The sequence below is a fragment of the Bacteroides sp. An279 genome, assembly GCF_002159615.1.
Classification (GTDB): domain Bacteria; phylum Bacteroidota; class Bacteroidia; order Bacteroidales; family Bacteroidaceae; genus Phocaeicola; species Phocaeicola intestinalis.
On record NZ_NFJA01000037.1, the window covers coordinates 14,485 to 35,029 of the forward strand.

A 20,545-nucleotide genomic window follows, 5' to 3' on the forward strand; every position below is an offset into this window, starting at 1 on the left:
TTGTGGGTTCTTGAGTTTTTAAGTTTGTGAGTCTTTAAGTTTTTAAGTTTGTGAGTCTTTGAGTTCTACAAACTAAAAAACTAAAAAACTAAAAAACTCAAAAACTAAAATTATATTTCCAAGTCGGGCACTACGTCACGCATGGTGGTCACATACCCGTTCTCGTTCACCACGGTTTCTTCTCCTTTATACGTAATGCTTACATCGTCTTTCGTGCTGCGGATGAAGAACGAAGGCGCTCCGCTTGCCGAGACATTCACGCTGATGAGCCAGCCTCCTGCCTTAATGCGTCCGTCGGAAAGGATTTCGGGGTCTTTTGCCGGATACTTCAAGGCATGCGTATTGATAATCGTGGCAAAGCGATATACCTTTGCTTTTTCTGATTTCGCCGTAAAGTGCCAATGGTTCGGGTATTTCTTAAACTTTCCCTTATCGTCTGCACGGAGCCAGTTGACCGGCGGAACAAAGAACTGGCTTGTCGTATCGGTCTGCAAGGTTCCGGTAGAGAAGATGTAAGCATCCGATGCGCCACCCCGTCCCGACAAGCCTTGCACATGCACAAAGCGCGGATTGGAAGTATCTACCGTCATCGGCTGTGCCGTAGTATGCAACATAAAGGTATAATCAGCCGGTTCTGAAGCTTCCAGTTCGTCATAGATAAAGATAAATCCGGTCTTTCCCAAATTGACGATATGCCGGCGGAACTTGGTGAGGGGCACATCGTCCCAACCGTTTTCAGGCGTGTATTCCACATCCGAAACCTTGCCACGCTCTAACCACAGCGGAGAAATCACTTTTCCGTAAGCGTTAGAAGCATCGCCCAACACATAACCTATTTTGTCACTACAATAGTAACGGGGAATCCAACCGTATCCTTCGGTACCGATGCGTTGCCCCATACCGTTTACCAAAATGGTGTTGTGAGCGCGGGTCGCACGGTGGCACAACATGCTGTGTACGTCGGTAAACTCGATGTGATGGCCACTGCTATAGAAAATAGGCTTTCCTCCGTAGAACGTATTGAACGCATTCTGATTCGCCAGCGCATGGGAAGTGCTTCCATACGGGCTGCTCCGGAAGCTCCACATCGCATTGCCTCCTACACGGTCCCAATTGGTCTGGTACGAAGCCAAACCTGTTTCGGGGAACACTCTTCCGAAAGGCAAGGCAGTCAATCCCGGACCTTCGGGCAACGGCTTGTCGCATTGCAGACGGAACCAAGCCAAATCGCCGGGCTTGTTCAGCAACGCTTTCTTCATGTATTCAGGCTCAACCTTCAACGTGCGGCGCACAAAGTCGGCGGCAAACGAGTTGTTGGTCAGCTTAGCCAGTGCATCCAGGTAACTGATACGGATGCTGTTGGGGCGTCCTACATTCTGATGAGAGCTGCCGTTTCCTCCCGATTTGGAGAACGGAGGCTGCTGGTAAATGGTATACATGATGTTGTTGGTATACCAAGGATCGCTGAAGAAATCATATCCCGTCAGATTGCTATAATAATAAGGCACTTCTATCAGCGTACGGGTATTGACCGTAAAATATGAATCGCCGTTGTGCCAGCCGCCGTCTTTGTTCAGCCCGGGGAAACGTGCCCGCCATACATTGTAGCAATAATCCGTCCATGTAGCGGCTTCAGGCAAATCGCCATACGTGGCAAATGCAGCCATTGTCAGGATGCGCAGGGTCATCTGCCAGATGTGGTTTTCGGCGATATGGTTTTCCAGATAGTTATTGAAGTGCTTATACATGGCTCCGCCTTTCTCCCGGATGGCATCCAGCAAGGTTTTCTTCTGCGCGTCGGTCAGCAACTCGTAAAACGAGTCATACGCCATGGAGCAAAGCGAAAGCAATGCCGAAGCGTTGAAGTCTCCTTTCACATTCTTATCCTTATCCCAGTCGGTCATCTCCAAGACACGTTTAAGAGCCTCATCGGCATACTTCCGGTCTTTCGTCAACAGGTAAGCACGAATCAGCGCCTCGGTATTCCCTTCCTCGGCATCAATGATGCGGCGGCTCTCACGGGTAAGGTACGAATTGATTTGCATCTGGTTCGTGAGGTTCTTCACCTGACTGGTATTGATATCCTTCACCGTTTTCATCGGGGTCTGCATCACCTTATCGGCACGCTCCAGATACCATTGGTATTCTGCTTTCGGCTTTGCCTGTGCGATAAACGCATCCCAGCCTGCCTTCTGCACCCATATACGAGGATGGGTTGCAGGCACCTTGGCGATGGCTTCCTTATAAGAAGGCGGACAGAACTTCTTCGGGTTATCCCCCACCGTAAGTTCCTGCGTACTTTGCCATTCTACCTGCTCGGCTTCATTTACATAGCCGTATTGCCAATACCATTTCCCGGGCGCAAGGTCTTTATCAGGATTATAGAAAGGCCAGCGGGTTTCCACCTGCTTGACATCTTTCTTAAACTCTTTGTCACGGGCATAACGAAGCTGATAGTGTAATGTCGTTTTGTCCACCTTACGTACAGATTTCGCGTCCATGCCGTCCAGTATATCCGCATTGATATTGGCATCGGCACGAAGCGGCCATTGGAAAGAGACATAACGGTCGTCCACCACCGCCTTATCTTTCGGATAAGGAGTGGCACGCATTTCATGCATCAAGGTGGTTTCGGTCAGCCTGATGTTCGTCTGGGCAGACGCCCCTACGAAGAATGCGCTCCATAGTAATGCTAAATAAAAGGTCTTCTTCATCGGTGTTTTTGTTTTTTTCGTTGTTGCAAAAATAACCAATACTTCGCTGATAGGCTTACACAAATGTTTTGTTTTCATTCAAAATCCAGCAAAGAATGTTCGATATTGTCTAATACATTTTTAAATTTGTGCAAAATGTCTGTTCTTTTAATCCTTTGGAATATATTTCTCTTTGAAATGAGTGGCTGCAGACGGATGGCAACGCATCCATTCGTCAAGCAAGGCACGATGCTCACGAACAATGGTTGAATACTTTTCTTCTACTGCCAGATTACGCATTTCTCCCCGGTCGGTACGCATATCGTAAAGCTGCTCGCGGTTCTTTCCGGTATCATACAAGACGTATTTATAATAAGGTGTACGCACCATCCAGCCCAATGTGCCTGCAGTCTCTCCGAAGAAGGTTTCGGTCACCACGTACGGGCGGTGCGCCTTTGCCGTATCTCCCTCCTCTGCCACCTCACGGAAGCTGACTCCCTGACGTCCCGAAGGCACTTCCACTTCCGCCCAGTCGCATACGCTCGGCATCAGGTCTTCTCCGTTATTGATAAACTGGGGCAATACTTTTCCTGCATTCTTCCCGCTGGGAAGGCAAACGATGAAAGGCACGTTCACCACCTCTTCATACAGGGCGGTTTTCTGGTTCCATTGGTGTGCGCCGCATCCGTCTCCGTGGTCGCTGGTAAAGATAACCACGGTATTCTCCCACAAGCCCTGCTTGTCCACCTCATCCAGAATCTTCCCGATTTCCTTGTCCACCGCTTCAATTAGGCGGTAATACGCATTGCGGTACCGACGCCAGTCGTCCGGCGTGAAAGTCACGGTCGGATAAAGCCGATGGTTCTGCCTGCGCTCGAAAGCCAGGGCGTCGGCATCATACGGATTGACCGCAAAATTGGCAGGCAAGCCGGGACAATCTTCCAATGCCGGTTCTTCGAACGAAGCATAGGGCGGATTCTGATGCCGCGCGTATTCGCAGATGTTATGCGGATTGTCGAAAGAGGCAACCAAGAAGAAAGGCTGCCTGGGACGGCGCTGCAGGAATTCCACACACGCCTCAGCCAATCCGAAATCGTTATGCCCATGCAGGTTCTCGAAACCGAAAGCCTCCTTCGCCGGCAAGGAATTGGTATGCGCGTGCCATTTCCCGGCGTATGCGCATTCGTATCCGCTTTCTTCCAATAACGTGCCCAATGTCCGTGTGCGAATAGAGTCGGGCATGGGTGTCCCGTTCTCGGTCAGCCCCACCTGACCGGGCGTGTATCCCGTAAACATGGACGAACGCGAGGGACCGCTCAAGGGCATGCTGCAATAAGCGTTCGAGAAACGCACACCCCTCTGGGCAAGCCGATCCATATTGGGGGTATGCACCTCTTCATTTCCGGCACAGCTCATTGCCGTAGCGGTCTGCTGGTCGGTCATAATATAAAGGATATTGGGTCGCTCCTGTGCCATCAGTGCAGCAGGGGCAAAGAGGGAATAGATAATAAATGGTTTCATAGCGATTATCGTTTTTGACAAAAGTAACCGTTCTCCCTCAAAAACGACTTCAACAACCTGCAACGTTCTTTCAAATCCGTGCACCGGCTTTCACTTTTATGCAAAATACTTTCGAATCTGTACAATTCTGCCAAAGATGGTACTTCCGGAAGATTTTTATAAGTAACTCGCCTATATCATGGCACACAGACGCTATTTTAATGTACCAATGAATAATAAGGGCAATGTGCTAATTTATTCTCACATTAGCACATTGTTTATTTGTCTCTGTGTATTCTTGCGTAGTCTGTGTCCAATGATAGCATCAACAAATCTTGATTTAAACGAGATACCTCTTCCTCAGATACTTCACCCACTCCTGGTGCTTGCATGACTTGAATACCTTTTCTATCCTATCAAACAGCCATTCGTAAGTCAAATCAATGAAAGTATCTTTGCCTACATCGGTAAGCAATGATTTATATTCGGGTATGGCATACTCGCGGAAATGCTTGTTGCCTTGTGGGTAAAGATGGATATGGTGAAAATACTGAATATCTCCTTTGCACAGCATACCCCTTGTGATTACGCCAAATTTGTCGCAAATGATTAGCTTTTATGAAAGAAACAATGTCTAATTCCCCGAACCATTATGCTGTTGTTATTATTCAGATATCACATCACTTGAACCAAACGGAGATAAAAGGCGATGATACAGACCAGATCGATAACCAACGCTATGACCGACCACTTGATGAACAGTTTCTTTTTCTTCACCACACCATACACAATACCGATAATTGCCGAGACCAGTATGCCGGCAGCTATCCCGAAGATGCCTTGCACCGCAAGCCCCACCAGTATCAACAGAGCCATGGTTATCAAAATGTTGTTTCTCATATTTGTTTAAGGAGTTAAGAAGTTAAGAAGTTAAGGAGTTAAGGAGTTAAGGAGTTAAGAAATCAGATGCATTACTATTGACTTTTAACTCCTTTAACCTTTTTTTAATCAGATACTTGCTTTAATGGCTTTGATAACCGCCGAAGTAAACCCATCGTGCTCCAGCGAGTTAACGCCCTTAATGGTGATACCACCCGGTGTGGTAACCTTCTCTATCTCCAGTGCCGGATGCGTGTCTTCGTTTTCCAACAAAAGACGTGCCGCCCCTTCTACGGTCTGCGCCACCATCTTCATGGCGTCTTTCGGACGGATGCCTGCTTCCACACCTGCCTGCATGGCTGCCTGCACATACTTCAGCACGTAAGCAATGCCGCATGACGTAAGCGAAGTGGCCGCCGCAAGCTGTTTTTCTTCTATCAACATGGCAAGCCCCATTTCATTGAACAAGTCCAACATTGTCAGTGTCTGTTGTTCGGATGCATTCCGGCAGGCTATCAGTGTCATACTTGCCCGCAAAGAGATAGCAGTGTTCGGAATAATACGAAACATTGGCATTTCGGGGTCTACAAAGTGGGCAAGGTCTTCGAAAGTCATCCCTGCCGCTACCGATACCAATACCTGAGGCTGGCGCAAACGCAAAGGCTTCAATACTTCTTCTACCTTCCAAGGCTTGACCGCTACAATCACCACATCGGCATCTGCCGCTTCGTGATTGTCTGTACTGACCTGTATTGCCGGAAATTCGACTTTCAGCTTTTCCAATTTGGGCATACTTGGATTGGTCACCGTGATGTCCTGTACCCGCACGTAATGTCCTTGTGCCAGCCCACGGGCAATGGCTCCGCCCATATTGCCGGCTCCGATAATTGCTACTTTCATGTCTGTTATTCTTTTTAGAAACGCAGATTTTCGCAGATGTTTTTATTCAATAGTCAGTGAAATAAAATTTCAATCTGCGTTAATCTGTGAAAAATCTGCGTTTCCCCACATTATTAAATCTATTTACAATGGTTTCGAAAGTTCCTCCAACGACTTTCCTTCATATTCGCAAATGGTCTGCTTGAACGAATCAGGAAGTTCTACCGGTTCTTTGGTTGCCACGTCATAACCTACCATTACCGTACGGCACTGGCATTTCAGTACACCACTCGCCTTGTTGACGGCACGCTGCAACAAAGTAAAACTTTTATGTCCCAAATGAATGACTGTAGTTTCGATATACAACTCATCCGAGAAAAATACCGGAGCCAGGAAATCGGCATTGATGTTAGCCACTACGATACCTAGTGTGTTCCACTCCTTATCACCGAACACATCGCGCATATACGATGTCTTTGCCAAATCGTAAATGGAAAAATACGACGAATTGTTCATGTGACCATACTGGTCGACATCACTAAAACGAATCTGCACCGGCATCACATGCCTGTATGTAAGTTTTGTTGCCATATCATTTAAACTTTGTTCACCTCAAATATATATCTTTTTTTCCGTAAAACGCAACAAGTGCAGCATTTATTTCTTATTTTTGCGCACAATGCAATGAAATCAACTAATAGACATAAATAATGGAACAGAAATTAAGCAAAGAAACCCTCTGCGTACAGGCAGGGTGGACTCCCAAGAACGGCGAGCCCCGTGTAGTGCCCATCTATCAGAGCACAACCTTCAAATATGACGATAGCGACCAGATGGCACGCTTGTTCGACCTGAAAGATACCGGATATTTCTATACCCGCCTGCAAAACCCCACCAACGATGCTGTAGCCGCTAAGATTGCCGCACTGGAAGGCGGTGTAGGCGCTATTCTTACTTCATCAGGACAGGCAGCTAATTTCTATGCCGTGTTCAACATCTGTGAGGCAGGCGACCATATCGTCTGCTCGTCCACCATTTATGGAGGCACATTCAACCTCTTCGGCGTTACCCTGAAGAAGCTGGGCATTGAATGTACCTTCATCGATGCCGATGCACCCGAAGAAGAAATCGACAAGGCTTTCCAGCCCAATACCAAATGTATGTTCGGTGAAACCATCTCAAATCCCAGCATCAATGTGCTCGATATTGAGAAATTTGCCCGCATCGCCCATAAGCATGGCGTGCCACTTATCGTAGACAACACCTTTGCTACCCCCATCAATTGCCGCCCCTTCGAATGGGGAGCCGATATCGTGACTCATTCTACCACCAAATATATGGATGGACACGCCACTTGCGTAGGCGGTGTCGTAGTAGATAGCGGAAACTTTGACTGGATGGCACATGCCGACAAGTTCCCCGGACTGACTACTCCCGATGAGTCTTATCACGGACTGACCTATGCCAAGGCATTCGGCAAGATGGCATACATCACCAAACTTACGGCACAACTGATGCGCGACCTAGGCTCCATCCCTTCACCGATGAACGCTTTCCTGCTTAATCTGGGACTGGAAACCTTACACTTACGCGTACCCCGTCATTGTGAAAATGCCCAAAAGGTTGCCGAATGGCTGGAAGCCAACCCGAAGGTGAAATGGGTGAATTATTGTGGGCTCCCCGGCAACAAATATTATGAACTGGCACAGAAATACCTTCCCAACGGTTCATGCGGTGTCATTGCTTTCGGTCTGAAAGGCACACGCGAAGATGCCGTGAAGTTCATGGATAGCCTGAAGCTGGCATGTATCGTGACCCACGTGGCAGATGCCCGTACCTGTGTCTTGCATCCGGCAAGCCATACCCACCGCCAATTGAGTGATGAGCAATTGATAGAAGCCGGCGTAGCTCCCGACTTGATTCGTCTCTCGGTAGGCATTGAAAACGTAGACGACATCATCGCCGACCTCGAACAAGCATTGCAAAATATTTAAATGAAGAATGAGGAATTAAGAATGAAGAATCCTATGCGGGCGAAGCGATTCTTCATTCTTAATTCTTCATTCAAAAAATTCTTCATTCACCCCATGGCTCCAAACACCTGGTACACTCAACGCATAGACGAAACTTTACGACAACTTTCCCAAACCAAGACACAGATTAACCGCATCAGCCTGCTGCGCGTCCTGCTCTTTGTGGCAGGCTTTGCAGGACTGATTTTGTTTTATCGTTCCGGCACGTGGGCGGTAGTGCTCACCGTGTGCTGCACCTTCCTGCCTTTTTTTATCTTGGTCAAGGTACACAACCGGCTTTATTTCCGCAAGGAACAGTTAGAGACCCAACTCAAGCTGAATCAAGATGAACTGAAAGGACTGGAAGGCGACTATTCGGTTTTCGACGAAGGGCGCGAGTTCATCGATGCCGGACATCCTTACTCGTACGACCTCGACCTCTTCGGACGCAAATCGCTCTTCCAAGCCCTCGGACGTACCTGCACGCATATCGGGAAACAAACTCTTGCCACATGGATGCAACATCACCTGACAGAGAAAACCGCTATCGAAACCCGTCAGGAAAGCATCCGCGACATGAGCCGGCGGATGGAGTTCCGCGAAGCATTCCGTGTGACCGGTTCCATCAACCGCGGCGCGGATTCCGATGAAGAAGAGATAAGCCGCTGGAGCCAGACTCCATCTGTCCTGCAACACCTGTGGTGGGTAAAACTCTGCCTTTGGGCTGTACCCGGCATCAATATCCTGCTGCTTGCGCTCGGATTGCTGAATATCCTTTCACTCAGCTGGTTCGGAATGATGTTTACCGTCTTCGTCATCCTCAGCTTCGGACTTATCCAGCGGGTAACCCTAATACAGGAAAGCTACGGAAAGAAGCTGAAAACCCTGAACCGCTATGCCAAACTGATAACCCTTGCCAAAGGAGAAACGTGGCAAGCTCCTGCCTTGCGTGAATTGACCGACAAGCTGGACATCGACGGACATTCTCCCGCCGAAGCCCTGACGCAACTCTCGAAGGAACTGGACCGCCTCGACTTGCGCAACAACCAGCTCCTGTATGTCATCTTAGAAGGAAGCATGTTCTTCCAGCTCCACCAAATCGTGCGCATCGAACGCTGGAAGGCACGTTACGGAAAATACCTCATGGGCTGGCTGGAAGCCGTAGGCGAACTCGACGCGCTTTGCTCGCTCGGCACGTTCGCTTACAATCATCCGGCATACACATATCCTGTGATAGCCGCAGAACCGTTCTGCTTCCTCGCCCGTAACATGGGACATCCGCTCATGCCCGAAGCCCAATGCGTGAAGAATGACGCTGCCATCCCCTCACGCCCTTATTTCCTGATTATTACCGGAGCCAATATGGCGGGAAAGAGCACCTACCTACGTACCATAGGTGTCAACTACCTGCTGGCATGCATGGGCTGCCCCGTGTGTTGCGAAAGCCTGACGCTTTATCCTGCACAACTCATCACCAGCCTGCGCACCACCGACTCACTCTCGGACAACGAATCTTATTTCTTTGCCGAACTGAAACGCCTGAAACGCATCATCGACCTGCTGGACGAAGGACAGGAACTCTTCATCATCCTCGACGAGATACTGAAAGGGACGAACTCAGCCGACAAGCAGAAAGGCTCGCTCGACCTTATCCGCCAGTTCATGCGCCTGAAAGCCGATGGCATCATCGCCACCCACGACCTGCTATTGGGCACACTTGCCGACCAATTCCCCGAATATATCCGCAACTATTGCTTCGAAGCAGACATCAAGGATAACGAACTGACCTTCTCCTACCGCCTGCGCGAGGGCGTGGCACAGAACATGAACGCCTGCTTCCTGATGCGGAAAATGGGGATTACCATCAGCTGATGGAAATGTCGGAGAAAGACACGGAGACATGCACTTGCTTGTGAAAACCCTTAGAAGCTGTTTTGAATTTATCGTGCGATGATTTGGGATGAGTTTTTGAGGCATTTTCGCTTCTGTGATGAGGAAGATAGCGGGCTATCTGACGAAGAACAGGAGCGAAAAGGACCAAAAAATCGCCCAAAGCACACACGAAAACAGATACATCAAGCCAAGAAAAACTTTTTGGAGAAATTCAAAACAGCTTCTTATATTGCATTGCATTCTCCCACGCAACAGGAAAGCTTTCCGCACGCAATAAGTGTTTCAGCCAGTTTTATTGCATTGAAACTTTAGTTTTATTGCAATAAAACTAAAGTTTCAATTATATAAAATCACCGATGAACTTATATTAGTGAATAAAGGCACCGGCATACATACAGCTTATCATTCTTTTTTCCAAGTGTATTCGTACTGGCAATAATCGTATTCCGGTTCTTCAGCGATGCCATATTTACGGAATACCATGCGCACGTAGTCTTGTGCCTGAGGCGTGAAAGCCCTTTCGTGCCGCTTCAGCCGATAAAACAAATTTTTCCCGAAACTGCACAACAAGTCATTCTTTATCGCCATCGCCTTCTCGTGCATCAGTTTGTCGAACATCTTGCTCCAGCCGTAAGCGTACTTCACCGGCGTATCATCAAGAAACTCAGTGCACTTCTTTCCCGTCTGCTTCCATTGGGGGTTGAGCATGCAGACGTAACGCACGTCTTCCGGAATGAATTTCGTCACCTGATAACGCAAGCACTTGTCCGCGCGCTTGCAATTCCCGTTCAGGCAATGCCCGAACCTCTTCGGCACGATGCTGTAATCTAATTCTTTTATCATGATAAAGAAAAACTTTTTGTAGAAATTCAAAACACATTCTTACACAAAGGAACAATTTTATTAGGAAACAAGCAAGCCGAAAACAAAAATATTCACCACAGAGGCCACAGAGTACCACAAAGGAAAAATTTAAAAGACTCTGTGTACCTGTGGTGAGAAAATGCACAAAGCTATACCGCAACAGTATAAGCAGAACAGATTTGCATATCCGGAAAATTATTGATAACTTGTCGCCCTATTTCAAATACCAGTAAAAACAAGATTGAAACATGATGAAGAAACAGGCATTTTTATTACTCCTTGCCTTGGGTACCTCTCCGGCATGGGCGCAACAAGCCACCGTATCAGGTCCTGATAACCAACTCAAGGTAGACATTACGGTAGAAGCAGGTACCCCGTTTTATTCTGTAACCTACAAAGGCAAGACCATGCTGGAAAAATCACCGCTAGGTTTCGTATCCAATGTAGGCGACTTCAGTCAAGGGATGACTTACATAAGCCAGAAAAACCGCACCCTCGAAGAAACTTACCGGATGGACCGCACCAAACAATCGGAAGTAAACTACCGTGCCAATGAACTGACCGTCACCCTGCAGAATGCAGAGCAGAAACCGATAGACGTGACTTTCCGGGTGAGCGACAACGATGTAGCTTTCCGCTACGAAATACCCCGTTACGGCGATACGGGCAGTATCGTCATCGAACGCGAAACAACAGGGTTCGATTTTCCTTCGTATACCACCACCTTCCTTACGCCACAAAGCGACCCGATGATAGGCTGGAAACGCACCAAACCCAGCTACGAAGAAGAATACACACCTGATGCCCCACTGACCACCCGCTCGCAATATGGCCACGGATTTACCTTCCCCGGCCTGTTCCGCATCGGTGAAGACGGATGGGCATTGGTCAGCGAGACCGGAGTAGATGCCAGATATTGTGCCTCACACCTGAGCGATGCCACTACAGAAGGTTTGTTTACCATCGCCTTCCCTATGCCGGAAGAGAATAACGGAAACGGAACAACAACGGCAGGACTGGCACTTCCGGGTACAACACCCTGGCGTACGATTACGGTAGGCGACGGACTGAAACCAATCGTGGAAACTACTGTGCCCTGGGACGTAGTAAAACCCCGTTTCACTTCCGGACATACCTATAAATATGGCAAAGGAACCTGGAGCTGGATTGTATGGCAAGACGCCAGCATCAATTACGATGACCAAGTGCGCTACATCGACCTGGCTTCGGCTATGGGATTCAACTATGCCCTGATAGACAACTGGTGGGACACAAACATCGGACGTGAAGGGATAGAAAAACTGGTAAAGTACGCACGTTCGAAAAACGTAGAACTGTTCTTATGGTATAGTTCAAGTGGCTATTGGAACGACATCGTGCAGGGACCTACCAACCGGATGGACAGCCCCATTGAGCGCAAACAGGAAATGAAATGGATGCAGAAAATCGGCGTGAAAGGCATCAAAGTAGACTTTTTCGGGGGCGACAAGCAGGAGACCATGCGCCTGTACGAATCCATTCTGAGCGATGCCGACGACTACGGCCTGATGGTTATCTTCCACGGCTGTACCCTCCCGCGCGGTTGGGAACGCATGTATCCCAACTATGTGGGAAGCGAAGCGGTACTGGCTTCGGAAAACTTGATATTCAATCAACACTTCGATGATATGGAAGCTTTCAATGCCTGCTTGCACCCGTTTATCCGCAATACCGTAGGCTGTATGGAATTTGGCGGCACCTTCCTGAACAAGCGTTACAACCGCACGAATGATGGAGGAACCACCCGCAAAACTACCGATATATTCCAGCTTGCCACGGCGGTTCTCTTCCAAAACCCGATTCAGAACTTTGCCATCACGCCCAACAACCTGACCGATGCTCCCCAACTGGCTCTCGACTTCCTGAAAGAAGTACCCACTACCTGGGACGAAACAGTATTCCTTGACGGTTATCCGGGCAAATATGTCGTACTGGCACGCCGCCACGGAGACCGTTGGTACATAGCCGGTATCAATGCCGGAAAAGAACCGTTGAAGCTAACCTTAAATCTTCCAATGTGCCAGAAAGGCGATAAAGTATCATTCTACTCAGATGCAAAAGACCGTACGCCCCAACTGGAACAACAAGAGATAAAGAAACCAGCCGAAGTAAAAGTAACCATCCAACCCGAAGGTGGCGTGATATGGGTGAAATAAAAAAATAACACACCAACACGAAGACACAAAGGATATTTCATCCATGTGTCTTCGTGTCTATTGTATCAATTCATCCGAGTATATTCTTCAATGTCACGGATAGCTTCTTTTGCCTTGCGACGAACGCTGACAAGATGCGACACACCTAAAATGGCTCCCAAAATGAAACCTGCCGTACCGCCATAACAGATAATTTCTCCTCCGACTTTCGGGTAACTCTCCACCATAAACCAGGCAATCCAGCAAAGGGCAAACGGTATGCCGAAATAAAGCCACCTTACTCCCAAACGATTCATGCGCACCAGTGCCTTGCTGACATCCAATAAGTTTGCAGCTGCTATTTCCTGCGCACTGATTCCCCGATGATTATAACGCTGAAAATACCAGGCAACCAGCAAGAAACAAGAAGTAAACACACAAAAAATCCACGAGTAACCCATCAGAATGAAATATACGTTGCAATAGACAAGGGCAAACCCAATCAACACATAAACGGTTTTCTTCTTCCGGTCAATATAAGAAACCTTGTCTTGCGTAGATTGCCTGATAAGTTTTTCGCTGACAATGGTTTCTTTCTCCAACTTAGCTTTCAGCAATTGTATTTGCTGCCGCATATCTTCCAGTTCGAAACTCTCTGAACGATTTTCCATAATGATGCATGTTTTTAATGGTTCGACATTTTTTTCAACTCTTCTTTGATACGATACAGGCGCACGGATACATTCTTAGCCGAAATCCCGACAATCTCGCCTATTTCTTCGTAACTGATATTCTCCAGCCACAACAAAACAATGGCACGGTCGAATGGCTTGAGCCGATGGATGCGGTCATACAACCGTCGGATTTGCCGGGCATCTTCATCTTTATCCTCAAACAAATTGATGTCCATGACAAGCGGAAGAGCAGCCCGTTTCTTCTTTTTCCTTTCGTAAGAAATGCATGTGTTAAAACTGACCTTCCATATCCACGTATCCATACTGCTGAGGTGCCTGAACGAACTGTACCCTTTCCATAGGTTGATGAGCACTTCCTGAAACAGGTCACTGACCTCATCGGAATCTTTCGAAAACATAAAACATACCGTATAAATGGTATTTTTATGCTCTTTCACCATTTGCGCAAATGTTGTATCCAATGTTTCCATATCCTTTAAAAGTTGTTTTTTAACCATTAGACGCAGCAACCAACGGGAAAACTACACAAAAATAGACATTTTTTCTACAAAATATGCTGGTGAATTAAGATAATTACTAGAGAGGAAAAGCACAAAAGTACTGGAAATAAGAAAATGCTATGCTACTAATGACGAATTTACAATTTGTCATCATATCTTCGTTTGTCGGATACGGTTCAGACACAAAGCAAAAGACTTTTACTTCATCGATTTCAGATTTATGCCTTGTTTCTTTCTACCACCGTACCCGATTCATTTAATAAGAAGCACTTGCCCGGAGACCAGCCTGTTCCAAGAGAGTCACGATGCGATCGAGTTCTTCGTGAGTAGCTTTCTGAAGAAAACTATCGGGCGTTTCTCTATCTATTGTATAAATCATCACCTGACGGGGAGCTATTGCCTTTACTACTTCCAGCCACGGGAGAACGAAAACATCCGAAGTATTGTCTACATCTTCGCCTTCATCAGTCTTTCCTTTCAGAAACATGGTCTGGATAATCAGATTGCCTTGGAAAGCCTTCATTCCTTCAATGATGCGATTTACATCGTATGAACCTGCCGGACGGTCTACCTTATTAATATAAGCAGTATCTACCGTATCCAGCTTCAGAATGTTATTGTCTACCCGGCACAACGCTTCGAACACTTCAGGACGATGTATTTGGGTAGAATTGCTCAACACACTTATTCTGGCATTAGGGAAATAACGGTTACGCAAGGTAATGGTATCTTCGATGATTTCCTTAAAATGCGGATGAAGCGTAGGTTCACCATTACCGGCAAAAGTCAAGACATCAGGAGCAGGACCATTTGCCTGCATATTTATCAGACGGCGTTCCAAAGCATTGTACACTTCTTCGCGTGTAGGAAGTTTCGCATGAGGACGATGGTCTTTATTGTATCCGCACTCGCAATAAATGCAATCGAACGTACAACATTTCCCGTCAGCGGGCAAAAGATTAATGCCTAGCGATACACCCAGCCGACGGCTATGAATGGGTCCGAAAATGGGAGAAGGATAAATGATGGTAGACATAAGCTTTCACATGTTTCTATTCGCATGCAAATATACAATAAGTAACGCAGATTGATGCAGATGAATGCGAATAAAATGAAGATAACTTCATAGACAGCTTCAGAGGCAGCTTCAGATAACTGCTACCGTCCGCACAGATAACTGAAACGGCAAAGTAATATATCTTCAGCTTATCACCATTTCAAACGCACCTGCACCTGTAAGTCCGCCTTATCACTTCCTTGTATTTCTTCAGTACCCGAACTGATACGGTTCCGGTCTTGATAGTGTGTCCATCCCCATTTGGCTTGAATCATCAGACGGTTCTTCCACGTATATTTCAAGTTGATTGCCATACGGGTACCTTTGCCATAAAACGAATTCATCGAAAAAGCATAGAGCAATCCGGGTTCGTAAACATAGATTCGGGAATTATAATCTTGCGTATGAAACCAAGTACCTGTCAATGATACCTGAACAGGAATTGGAGGAATACTTCCTTTCACCGTACCGCTCACATATCCCCCTTTCGATTTTTCCCGCCCGTTATACGAAGTCATCACTCCCTCTCCCACTCCTTTCAACGAAAGATATGCACTTGGCACATACGAACATTGGTAATGCAAACGTTGCCTTACGTAAGGCAATACAAACTTTGTTTCATCAGGAGAAGTATAGTTTTTAGCCTTGTTCTTATAAGTATACTTTATTAACATCGAGAGTGAATTTGATGGTGAATAACTTAATTGGCATAATCCGTCGAATCCCGATGTATGGTCACGATCCACCTGATACTTTCGATAGAAAAAATGAAAGAAATCACCGTAACACAAAAACTTGAACTGTCCTAAAAAACTGGTTTCCAATCCTAAATAAGCTCCTGTCTCGTTTTGAAGTTTCGAGTTTTCTCCGAAAGCATTCCCATAAAGCGACTGATAACGCTTGTCATAATACCGGTGAATAAGTAAAATATTAGTATGAACAGCCGGTTGATAACAGAGTGCATGAAGCGTAGCAACTTTTCCATGCTTATCTACAGCAGTCTCTCCTGAAAATGTAAACCGGTTCAGAAAGAATTTATAATAAACACCTGCATTATAAAAATACATTCCACGTGGATAATACAAATTATAATCACGTGCATCAGGATTCAACATCTTGTTAAAACGATTATACACAGCAGTTAATCCAAATTCTGTATATTTCCCATTATAAGTTAAATTACATCCAGTCAAGTGATTGGATACCGTATGTTTCTTCTCCATATCTTTTTTCAACCGATGATATCCATCAGTTTTCAACGACCTTATAAACCCGTTTTCAACACGTGCATCCTGCTTCCTGAACGAATAAAAAGCAGATACATTCCAGCGTCTGCCCAGTTGATAAGTGGCAGCTATCCCTTGCAGGTACTCCCCTTCTCCCACTGAAGTATATTTGGTAAATCCTTGTCCGAAACGGTTCTGGTTTATCATTCCTTTTCCTAAAGTAAAACTTCCTATGTTCAACACCAGTCCATACCCGAAATTAGCCTTAAAATTACCAATGGCCAATGTCTTGAGACGTTTAAAATTGGAAAGAAATACATATCCCGAATAGGAATCATATCCTTTCCGGTTGTATTGCACGAAAAAAGGTTCTCCTGCATCCTTCTCTGCGGTCAGTCCGATATATATCTGATTGCGATACTGAAAACGATAACGTATATTATGGTAAAACGGATCGCCATAATACCGTTTGTTAGGACTTTCAGCCAAGGTTTCTTCATCGTAACCGGCATACCCTGCCTTAGTGTTGAAAGGAATGTCCAAACGTGTTAATAACTCTTGTTTATTGTATTTCCACAAGTTTTTCCATTTAAGTCTATCTTTTTCATTATCAGATGGTCCGATGTAGATAAAGTCGGTTAAAAACTTTCGTGTCTGCCAGTCCATTCCCTCTATTCCCAACAGTTCATTTTTGGTAAGCATTGGTCCGTATTTGTAGATATAATACAAGATATTCTCTATCATCCGGTCGGATAAAAATGGTAATTGCTCCAATTCTTCCTTAGTAATGGTATTGATATTAAAAGGATGTTCAGCTATTTCGCTCAACTCTTCATATTTTTCCTGCCAGCCCGCCAGTTCTTCAGGAGCTGCTATGTCTTCATTCCATTCCAGCCAGTCCGATTGTGCCAACAAGGGTGTTAATACACAAACAATTGATAAACAAAACATAAATAATCGTTTCAACATGGTATTCACAAGTTTTCAACAGAGATAAATACGTTAATTTTTCGTATAAGCTCTATTCGGGTTTAACTACAAGTCATTATTATTTCTATTTTTGCGCATTATGAAAAAAACTCTCTACATAGCACTGGTTCTGTTTTTGGTTTTCGCGATGAGAACCAAAGCACAAACACATTCGGGTACTGCCTCAATGTACAAAGTACCTGTGTGTGTGTACAACGGAGATACTATACCTCATATAACGCTGAGAACCATCTATGTTTACCCCGAACTGCATTTTAAAAACAAACGCCAAAGAAAATATTACAACAAACTGGTAAGGGATGTAAAAAAAACCCTGCCATTGGCAAAAGAAGTAAACCGTGCCGTAATCGAAACTTATGAATACCTGATGACGCTTCCCGATGAAAAAGCTCGCGAACGCCATATCAAAAAAGTAGAAAAAGGACTGAAAGAGCAATACACTCCACGTATGAAGAAACTAACATTCTCGCAAGGGAAACTGTTGATAAAGCTGGTGAACCGTGAGTGTAACCAGTCATCCTATCAACTGGTAAAAGCATTTATGGGACCTTTCAAAGCAGGATTTTACCAAACTTTCGCTGCACTCTTCGGTGCCAGCCTGAAAAAAGAGTATCATCCCGAAGATGAAGACAAACTGACTGAACGGGTTGTGGTACTGGTGGAAAACGGACAATTATAAAGTTTATAGAAACACAGATCATCCCAACCACGTATCTGTGTTTCAGCGTTCAAACTGCATGTCACTTCGCCAACTCCTTAGCAAATTCCCATAAAATAATCCCTGCTGTAACTGACACGTTCAAAGAGTGTTTGGTGCCGAACTGGGGGATTTCGATGCATCCATCACACATATCCACAACCTCTTGCTTTACTCCTTTTACTTCATTTCCCAACACTACAGCATACCTTTTATCTGTTTCCAAAACCAGTTTGTCTAACATCGTACTTCCCTCGCATTGTTCAATAGCAAATACAGTATATCCCATCGTATGCAATTCATTTACAGCATCCTCGGTATTTTTAAAATATTTCCAGTCAACTGTATATTCGGCTCCAAGTGCTGTTTTATGCATTTCCGGATGTGGCGGAGTAGCCGTAATGCCACATAGATAAATACTGTTTACCAAAAAAGCATCCGATGTACGGAATACCGCACCTATATTGTGCAAACTTCTCACCTCGTCTAACACGACGACAAGAGGAAGTTTTCGGGATTCCTTAAATTCGTCTACCGTCAGACGGTGCATTTCGGTTACTTTCAATTTTCTTAATGTTCCCATAATCGCTGAATTATGATGCAAAGATAAAAAGTATATTCATAACCCAGTTGAAAACGGTTGAAAACCTGTAAAAAAAGAATGCATAGAAAATAAAAACTTTATCTTGGTTTATTCGGATAAATCTTTATAGACAGATGAAATCGAACTTTCAAAAAAAGAAAAAGAAAAGTTTCATCACAGGTTTAAACAGATTTTTTAATAGAAAATACCAAGACCATTAAGAGAAAGTTTTTAACTTTGCCACATATCAACCGTAAGTGAATAGCAGACATAAATAATGCATAATCAGATTATAAGCCTGTTGATGAACACTTGATAGCAATACAACATGAACTTATAACTTAAAAAACAAGATTTTTGCCTGATTTTTACGAACATTATCAACGGGATATTATAACAATCATAGATTTTCTTAAAAAAGAAAAGATTTAAAAATATGAATATGAAAAAAGAAGAATGGTTGAAAAAGGGATATGCTGATGAAGCTATCGACAAAGGTATGGATTTGAAAGCCGAAATCAGACGTTTGTGTAAAGAAAAGAATGCCGTTATTTTAGGGCATTTCTATCAAGCTGATGAAATACAAGAAATAGCCGATTTTATAGGAGACAGTCTGGCATTGGCACAATGGGCTGCTAAAACCGATGCGGATATAATCGTAATGTGTGGAGTACACTTTATGGGTGAAACAGCGAAAATCCTTTGTCCGGACAAGAAGGTGTTGATTCCTGATTTGAATGCTGGATGCTCGTTGGCGGATAGTTGTCCGGCAGACGAATTTGCCCGGTTCGTCAATCAGCATCCCGAACATGTGGTTATTTCATACGTAAATACCAGTGCCGCGGTGAAGGCATTGACCGATGTGGTGGTAACTTCTACAAACGCCAAGCAAATCGTTGAAAGTTTTCCTCAAGACCAACCGATAATTTTTGGTCCTGACAAGAATTTGGGGAACTATATAAATTCTGTAACCGGAAGAGATATGTTGCTGTGGGATGGTGCATGTCATGTGCATGAAAAGTTTTCCGTTGAAAAGATTTTAGAACTGAAAAAGCAGTATCCTGATGCTGCAATACTGGTGCATCCCGAATGTAAAGGACCGGTTGCGAAATTAGCAGATAAAGTAGCTTCTACTGCCGGACTATTGAAATATGCTGTAGAGAGTGATAAGAAAAACTTTATTGTAGCTACAGAAAGTGGTATTCTTTATGAAATGCGTAAAAAATGTCCGGATAAAAATTTTATACCTGCTCCACCAGAAGATAGTACATGTGCTTGTAACGAATGTAATTTTATGCGATTGAACACACTTTCAAAACTGTATAATACGTTGAAATATGAGTGGCCGGAAGTGAAGGTTGATGGAAAGATAGCTGAAAAAGCCATTAAACCTATACAAAAGATGTTGGACATATCTGCTAGATTGGGTTTGTAAAAAAGATTTGTTAAAAACTTTAGGGTATGCTGGCAAATTTCTTAAAACGTATTATAAAACATCTATTTGTTATGAAAAAGCTTGCATATTCCGTAGAAGTTCGTACCTTTGTACTGTGTTTTTCATAGTATTAGATTTAAGGTTAACAAAGGTTGGAGTACAGCGGTACTCCTTTTTTTATGTCCGTACGTTTGGTCCGGCTTCTTTTTGATAGTCCCATTATTCTTGTGGATTTCCCAGATTCAAGCATGCCTTTTGATGAACATAAGTGGGTTGCCCGTTTCACATAAGTACCCCTGCCGTTTCACATAAGTGGTCCTGCCTTACCACTTATGTCCGTCTGGATGTGTGGGGATGTCTTTTTTGTCCTGTGTGCCCCTCGCGCGCGTATAATTATATTAATGAGTACCCGTTTCAGCCATTTTTCATCAGTTTTAAGAATATTCGTCCTGTAATATGTTGTATGGC

18 protein-coding genes are annotated in these 20,545 nt (G+C 44.9%); 6 read left to right on the forward strand and 12 right to left on the reverse strand.

Translation table 11 applies throughout. The features are described from left to right. Positions 1-110 precede the first annotated feature (110 nt). From B5F78_RS08305 to B5F78_RS08330, 6 genes are all read right to left on the reverse strand, one after another. Positions 111-2,714, reverse strand: a complete 2,604-nt coding sequence (locus B5F78_RS08305) for a DUF4962 domain-containing protein (protein ID WP_087406479.1) — start codon at positions 2,712-2,714, stop codon at positions 111-113. Between the two features lie 147 nt (positions 2,715-2,861). Then, positions 2,862-4,214, reverse strand: coding sequence for a sulfatase family protein (locus tag B5F78_RS08310; protein WP_087406480.1), 1,353 nt, complete (start codon positions 4,212-4,214; stop codon positions 2,862-2,864). 319 nt (positions 4,215-4,533) lie between these two features. After that, positions 4,534-4,767: a hypothetical protein gene (locus B5F78_RS08315; protein WP_087209769.1), complete on the reverse strand. Its 234-nt coding sequence runs from the start codon at positions 4,765-4,767 to the stop codon at positions 4,534-4,536. 101 nt (positions 4,768-4,868) lie between these two features. Then, positions 4,869-5,093: a hypothetical protein gene (locus B5F78_RS08320; RefSeq protein ID WP_022039276.1), complete on the reverse strand. Its 225-nt coding sequence runs from the start codon at positions 5,091-5,093 to the stop codon at positions 4,869-4,871. Positions 5,094-5,201: 108 nt separating this feature from the next. Then, positions 5,202-5,981, reverse strand: coding sequence for a pyrroline-5-carboxylate reductase (gene proC / locus B5F78_RS08325; RefSeq protein ID WP_255376610.1), 780 nt, complete (start codon positions 5,979-5,981; stop codon positions 5,202-5,204). Positions 5,982-6,095: 114 nt separating this feature from the next. Continuing rightward, entirely contained in the window at positions 6,096-6,542 is a 447-nt protein-coding gene (locus tag B5F78_RS08330) for an acyl-CoA thioesterase (RefSeq protein ID WP_022039278.1), read from the reverse strand. 119 nt (positions 6,543-6,661) lie between these two features. On the opposite strand from B5F78_RS08330, the gene B5F78_RS08335 reads away from it, so the two are divergent. The 3 genes from B5F78_RS08335 (at position 6,662) to B5F78_RS08345 (ending at position 10,168) form a co-directional block, all read left to right on the forward strand. Beyond that, positions 6,662-7,945, forward strand: a complete 1,284-nt coding sequence (locus tag B5F78_RS08335; protein ID WP_087406481.1) for an O-acetylhomoserine aminocarboxypropyltransferase/cysteine synthase family protein — start codon at positions 6,662-6,664, stop codon at positions 7,943-7,945. Between the two features lie 93 nt (positions 7,946-8,038). Further along, positions 8,039-9,835, forward strand: coding sequence for a MutS family DNA mismatch repair protein (locus B5F78_RS08340; protein WP_087406483.1), 1,797 nt, complete (start codon positions 8,039-8,041; stop codon positions 9,833-9,835). A gap of 78 nt (positions 9,836-9,913) precedes the next feature. Further along, on the forward strand, positions 9,914-10,168 hold the full coding sequence (locus tag B5F78_RS08345) for a hypothetical protein (protein WP_162608508.1): 255 nt from the start codon (positions 9,914-9,916) through the stop codon (positions 10,166-10,168). Between the two features lie 90 nt (positions 10,169-10,258). Here B5F78_RS08345 and B5F78_RS08350 read toward each other — a convergent pair whose 3' ends face one another. After that, a complete protein-coding gene (locus B5F78_RS08350; protein ID WP_022039281.1) occupies positions 10,259-10,699 on the reverse strand; it encodes a DUF6078 family protein in 441 nt (146 codons plus the stop codon). A gap of 272 nt (positions 10,700-10,971) precedes the next feature. Here B5F78_RS08350 and B5F78_RS08355 point away from each other — a divergent pair, with 272 nt between their 5' ends. Beyond that, on the forward strand, positions 10,972-12,915 hold the full coding sequence (locus B5F78_RS08355; protein WP_087212760.1) for a glycoside hydrolase family 97 protein: 1,944 nt from the start codon (positions 10,972-10,974) through the stop codon (positions 12,913-12,915). A 65-nt stretch (positions 12,916-12,980) separates the two neighbouring features. Here the strand turns inward: B5F78_RS08355 and B5F78_RS08360 are convergent, their stop codons facing one another. The 4 genes from B5F78_RS08360 to B5F78_RS08375 form a co-directional block, all read right to left on the reverse strand. Beyond that, positions 12,981-13,565, reverse strand: a complete 585-nt coding sequence (locus B5F78_RS08360) for a hypothetical protein (protein WP_022039283.1) — start codon at positions 13,563-13,565, stop codon at positions 12,981-12,983. Between the two features lie 14 nt (positions 13,566-13,579). Beyond that, a complete protein-coding gene (locus tag B5F78_RS08365) occupies positions 13,580-14,059 on the reverse strand; it encodes an RNA polymerase sigma factor (protein ID WP_087212754.1) in 480 nt (159 codons plus the stop codon). A 286-nt stretch (positions 14,060-14,345) separates the two neighbouring features. Beyond that, on the reverse strand, positions 14,346-15,125 hold the full coding sequence (locus B5F78_RS08370) for a radical SAM protein (protein ID WP_087212751.1): 780 nt from the start codon (positions 15,123-15,125) through the stop codon (positions 14,346-14,348). Positions 15,126-15,298: 173 nt separating this feature from the next. Further along, positions 15,299-17,341 carry a helix-hairpin-helix domain-containing protein gene (locus tag B5F78_RS08375; RefSeq protein WP_087406482.1) on the reverse strand — a complete coding sequence of 681 codons (2,043 nt, stop codon included), beginning with the start codon at positions 17,339-17,341 and terminating at the stop codon, positions 15,299-15,301. 148 nt (positions 17,342-17,489) lie between these two features. On the opposite strand from B5F78_RS08375, the gene B5F78_RS08380 reads away from it, so the two are divergent. After that, positions 17,490-18,041: a DUF4294 domain-containing protein gene (locus B5F78_RS08380; protein WP_225226404.1), complete on the forward strand. Its 552-nt coding sequence runs from the start codon at positions 17,490-17,492 to the stop codon at positions 18,039-18,041. A gap of 61 nt (positions 18,042-18,102) precedes the next feature. On the opposite strand, the gene B5F78_RS08385 is transcribed toward B5F78_RS08380, so the two are convergent. Continuing rightward, positions 18,103-18,642, reverse strand: coding sequence for an RNA methyltransferase (locus B5F78_RS08385; RefSeq protein ID WP_022039080.1), 540 nt, complete (start codon positions 18,640-18,642; stop codon positions 18,103-18,105). A 442-nt stretch (positions 18,643-19,084) separates the two neighbouring features. On the opposite strand from B5F78_RS08385, the gene nadA reads away from it, so the two are divergent. Next, complete coding sequence (gene nadA, locus B5F78_RS08390) at positions 19,085-20,077, forward strand: quinolinate synthase NadA (protein ID WP_087212757.1); 993 nt, start codon at positions 19,085-19,087, stop codon at positions 20,075-20,077. The last annotated feature ends 468 nt before the right edge of the window (positions 20,078-20,545 follow it).

Bases quoted from the DNA above. Each gene is read 5' to 3' on its own strand.
- B5F78_RS08385 (WP_022039080.1), bottom strand. From the start codon at position 18,642: ATGGGAACATTAAGAAAATTGAAAGTAACCGAAATGCACCGTCTGACG.
- B5F78_RS08340 (WP_087406483.1), top strand. From the start codon at position 8,039: ATGGCTCCAAACACCTGGTACACTCAACGCATAGACGAAACTTTACGA.
- B5F78_RS08360 (WP_022039283.1), bottom strand. From the start codon at position 13,565: ATGGAAAATCGTTCAGAGAGTTTCGAACTGGAAGATATGCGGCAGCAA.
- B5F78_RS08315 (WP_087209769.1), bottom strand. From the start codon at position 4,767: ATGCTGTGCAAAGGAGATATTCAGTATTTTCACCATATCCATCTTTAC.
- B5F78_RS08345 (WP_162608508.1), top strand. From the start codon at position 9,914: ATGATTTGGGATGAGTTTTTGAGGCATTTTCGCTTCTGTGATGAGGAA.
- B5F78_RS08370 (WP_087212751.1), bottom strand. From the start codon at position 15,125: ATGTCTACCATCATTTATCCTTCTCCCATTTTCGGACCCATTCATAGC.
- nadA (WP_087212757.1), top strand. From the start codon at position 19,085: ATGAAAAAAGAAGAATGGTTGAAAAAGGGATATGCTGATGAAGCTATC.
- B5F78_RS08310 (WP_087406480.1), bottom strand. From the start codon at position 4,214: ATGAAACCATTTATTATCTATTCCCTCTTTGCCCCTGCTGCACTGATG.
- B5F78_RS08375 (WP_087406482.1), bottom strand. From the start codon at position 17,341: ATGTTGAAACGATTATTTATGTTTTGTTTATCAATTGTTTGTGTATTA.
- B5F78_RS08320 (WP_022039276.1), bottom strand. From the start codon at position 5,093: ATGAGAAACAACATTTTGATAACCATGGCTCTGTTGATACTGGTGGGG.
- B5F78_RS08330 (WP_022039278.1), bottom strand. From the start codon at position 6,542: ATGGCAACAAAACTTACATACAGGCATGTGATGCCGGTGCAGATTCGT.
- B5F78_RS08380 (WP_225226404.1), top strand. From the start codon at position 17,490: ATGAGAACCAAAGCACAAACACATTCGGGTACTGCCTCAATGTACAAA.
- B5F78_RS08350 (WP_022039281.1), bottom strand. From the start codon at position 10,699: ATGATAAAAGAATTAGATTACAGCATCGTGCCGAAGAGGTTCGGGCAT.
- B5F78_RS08355 (WP_087212760.1), top strand. From the start codon at position 10,972: ATGAAGAAACAGGCATTTTTATTACTCCTTGCCTTGGGTACCTCTCCG.
- B5F78_RS08335 (WP_087406481.1), top strand. From the start codon at position 6,662: ATGGAACAGAAATTAAGCAAAGAAACCCTCTGCGTACAGGCAGGGTGG.
- B5F78_RS08305 (WP_087406479.1), bottom strand. From the start codon at position 2,714: ATGAAGAAGACCTTTTATTTAGCATTACTATGGAGCGCATTCTTCGTA.
- B5F78_RS08365 (WP_087212754.1), bottom strand. From the start codon at position 14,059: ATGGAAACATTGGATACAACATTTGCGCAAATGGTGAAAGAGCATAAA.